The organism is Kitasatospora sp. NPDC001159 (assembly GCF_053598235.1).
The window spans coordinates 1-2604 of sequence record NZ_JBSFJV010000243.1; the positions used below are offsets into that span (position 1 = coordinate 1).

The 2604-nt window shown below is 74.6% G+C and carries 3 protein-coding genes; all 3 read right to left on the reverse strand.

The window, feature by feature from the left end; translation table 11 throughout:
- Positions 1-110 precede the first annotated feature (110 nt).
- Positions 111-500 carry a DUF3040 domain-containing protein gene (locus ACWC9T_RS41455; RefSeq protein WP_387623388.1) on the reverse strand — a complete coding sequence of 130 codons (390 nt, stop codon included), beginning with the start codon at positions 498-500 and terminating at the stop codon, positions 111-113.
- Between the two features lie 416 nt (positions 501-916).
- Entirely contained in the window at positions 917-1669 is a 753-nt protein-coding gene (locus tag ACWC9T_RS41460) for a methyltransferase domain-containing protein (protein WP_449826194.1), read from the reverse strand.
- Between the two features lie 92 nt (positions 1670-1761).
- Positions 1762-2316, reverse strand: coding sequence for an SAV_6107 family HEPN domain-containing protein (locus ACWC9T_RS41465; RefSeq protein WP_449826195.1), 555 nt, complete (start codon positions 2314-2316; stop codon positions 1762-1764).
- Positions 2317-2604 lie beyond the last annotated feature (288 nt).

The window sequence follows — 2604 nt, forward strand, 5'->3', positions numbered from 1 at the left end:
CCAGCAGGTCGGTGATCTGCCGGTAGCCGCCCGGGAACAGCACGTCCTGTGCATCGTCATTGCGATTCGACTGCCCGCCCCGTCCTGTTCGTCCGTCGTGGTGAAGCGGCTCAGAAGCCGCCGGTCTGCTCGTCCCGACGGCGCTGCCAGCGCTGCTCCACCCGGTCCATCATCCCGGCCTTGCGGCGCGGGGCGGCGGCCTGGCGGGGGCCGGAGCCCTGGCCCGCGGGCCCGCGGCGCCAGCCGGTCACGGCGAACACCGCGCACCCGAGCATCACCAGGAAGCCCACGACGCTGACCCAGATCTGGTCCGGAACGACCATGCCGCCCATCAAGAGGCCGATCCCCACCACGAAACCGGCGATGGCCAGATAGACCCGCCGACGGGTGTAGGTGCGCAGCCCGGTTCCCTCAAGCGCTGACGCGAATTTGGGATCTTCGGCATACAGCGCTCGCTCCATCTGGTCGAGCAGTCGCTGCTCGTGCTCCGAGAGCGGCACGGAGTCCTCCTACTCGTCGGTCGCGGGTGCGACCGGTCCGCCACCCCGGTCGGGGAGGCAAGTCCAATCAGCCTTGGGCACACGGTCGGACGCCTGTGCGGGGGACCCGGCCCGTGTCGTCCATATGCCCCACGCATCCGGCTGTCATGCTTTCCGGCTTTACCCAGATCATACGGTCCGTGGACCCGTTACGGGGTGGTCTGCGCCGCGTGGGACGGGCCACTTCGACCGGGCGGGGCCGCACCCGGGTCAACGCGGGACGGGTCGGACAAGTGCCCGATCCGGTGGAATCGGCCCGCAGCTGGGGAGGTTCGCGAGCGCACCGGGGCGAGGCGCAGGAGACCGGCGCCCGTCCGGGAAGCGAACCGCGCCGCACGGTGTGCGAACCGTACGGCGGCGGCAGGGGCCCGGAGGGCTCAGACCAGGGTGGCCAGCAGGTGCAGCTGGGTGGCCACGGCATGGAAGGCGGGCTGCGCGGCGGCGGCCTCCTCCAGCTTCAGCAGCGCCTCCATCGCACCGGGCTCGGTGTCCACCAGCACGCCGGGCACCAGGTCCGCGAAGACCCGCACGCCGTGCACCGACTCGACCCGCAGGCCCGCGCCCTCGGCCAGCCGGCCCAGCTCCTCGCCGGTGAAGCGGCGCGGCATCGGGTCCTGCGCGCCCCAGCGGCCGTCGACGGCGGAGAGCGCCGCCCGGGCCTCGTTGAAGTGGCCGGTCAGAGCGCGGGCCAGCACGGCGCCGTTGCGGTTGGCGGCCAGCAGGCTGACCAGTCCGCCCTTGCGCAGGGTGGCGGCCAGGCTGCCGAGCGACTCGGCCGGGTCGTCCACGACCTCCAGCACGCCGTGGCAGAGCACGGCGTCCACGGTACCGGGGGCGACCAACTCGGGCAGCGTCTGTGTGTCGCCCTGGACGGCCCGCACGAGGTCCGTCACCCCGGCCTCGGCGGCCCGGCGCTCCAGGGCGAACAGCGCGTCCGGGCTCGGGTCGACCACGGTGACCCGGTGGCCGAGCTTGGCCACCGGCACGGCGAAGTTGCCGGTGCCGCCACCGGTGTCGACCACGTCGAGCACCGGCTGGTCCAGCTCGGCCGCCCGCTTCTCCAGGGCTGCCCGCACCACCTCCCACACCACGGCGGTACGCAGGGCACTGCGGGGACGCGTCGGGTACAAGGTAGGGCTCCTTGGCACGTGCAGTTCGATCAGGATGCCTCCACCATAAGCCTGCCGGGTGGCCGCTCACGTCTGTCGGGCGGCCGTGCCGTTCACGCCCGGGGCTCGTCGTCGTCCAGCGGGAGCCGTGGGACGGGCGGGGTCGGGTGGAGGCCGAGCAGGCGCTCGACCAGGCGCAGGAACAGGGCGGAGTTGCGGATCAGGTCGTCGGCGTCGCGGGCCGAGGCGGCGCCCCGGATCCCGGCCTCGGCGGCGGCCCGCCGGCGGGCGCCGGCGCCGTAGTAGACCGCCCATTCGGCCAGTTCGGGGGCCACCTCGGGCAACACCTCCCAGGCGCTGCGGATGGCCTTGCGCCTTCGCGGGTTCTTCTCCGGCCGCCCGCGCACGGCCAGCACGGCCGCCACCGTGCGCAGCGCGGCCAGGTGGGCGGTGGCGTAGCGCTCCAGCGGGTCCTCCAGCGCGCGGGCGCGGACGAGCGTGCGGTGGGCGTCGGCGAGCAGGTCGAGGGCGGCGGGTGGCGCGGCGATCCGGCGCAGCACGGGATGGACGTCCCGCCCGGCGGGGCGGCCCCCGGAGGAACCCGGGGAGTGCGGCAGGGCGGCGGAGTGGAGGCGGGCGGTGACGGGCTCAGGGTGGCTGATGGTCATGGTCTCCCCCGTTCCGAGGCAGCGCGCGGACCGGGTGGTCCGTGCTCCCCCATCGTGACCGGCACCACTGACAATCACCGCCCGGACGGCGTACCGGCGGCGGGCGCGGGCTCTCCCCCGTGCCGCGCCCGCCGCCGTGTGCCGTCGCTCCGCCGTCCCCCCACCGGGAGGCGGGGCGCGATTCCCCCGTCGGAGCTCGCCTTGGTCCAGCTCAACCAACCGGCGCACCAGGGCGGCGAGCAGCGCCTGCCTGGTCCGCAGGTAGGCGGAGGCGGTGCCGACCGGCAG

What these genes read in the sequence shown, in the direction of transcription:
- ACWC9T_RS41465 (WP_449826195.1), bottom strand. Translation starts at nt 2,316, where the DNA reads ATGACCATCAGCCACCCTGAGCCCGTCACCGCCCGCCTCCACTCCGCC.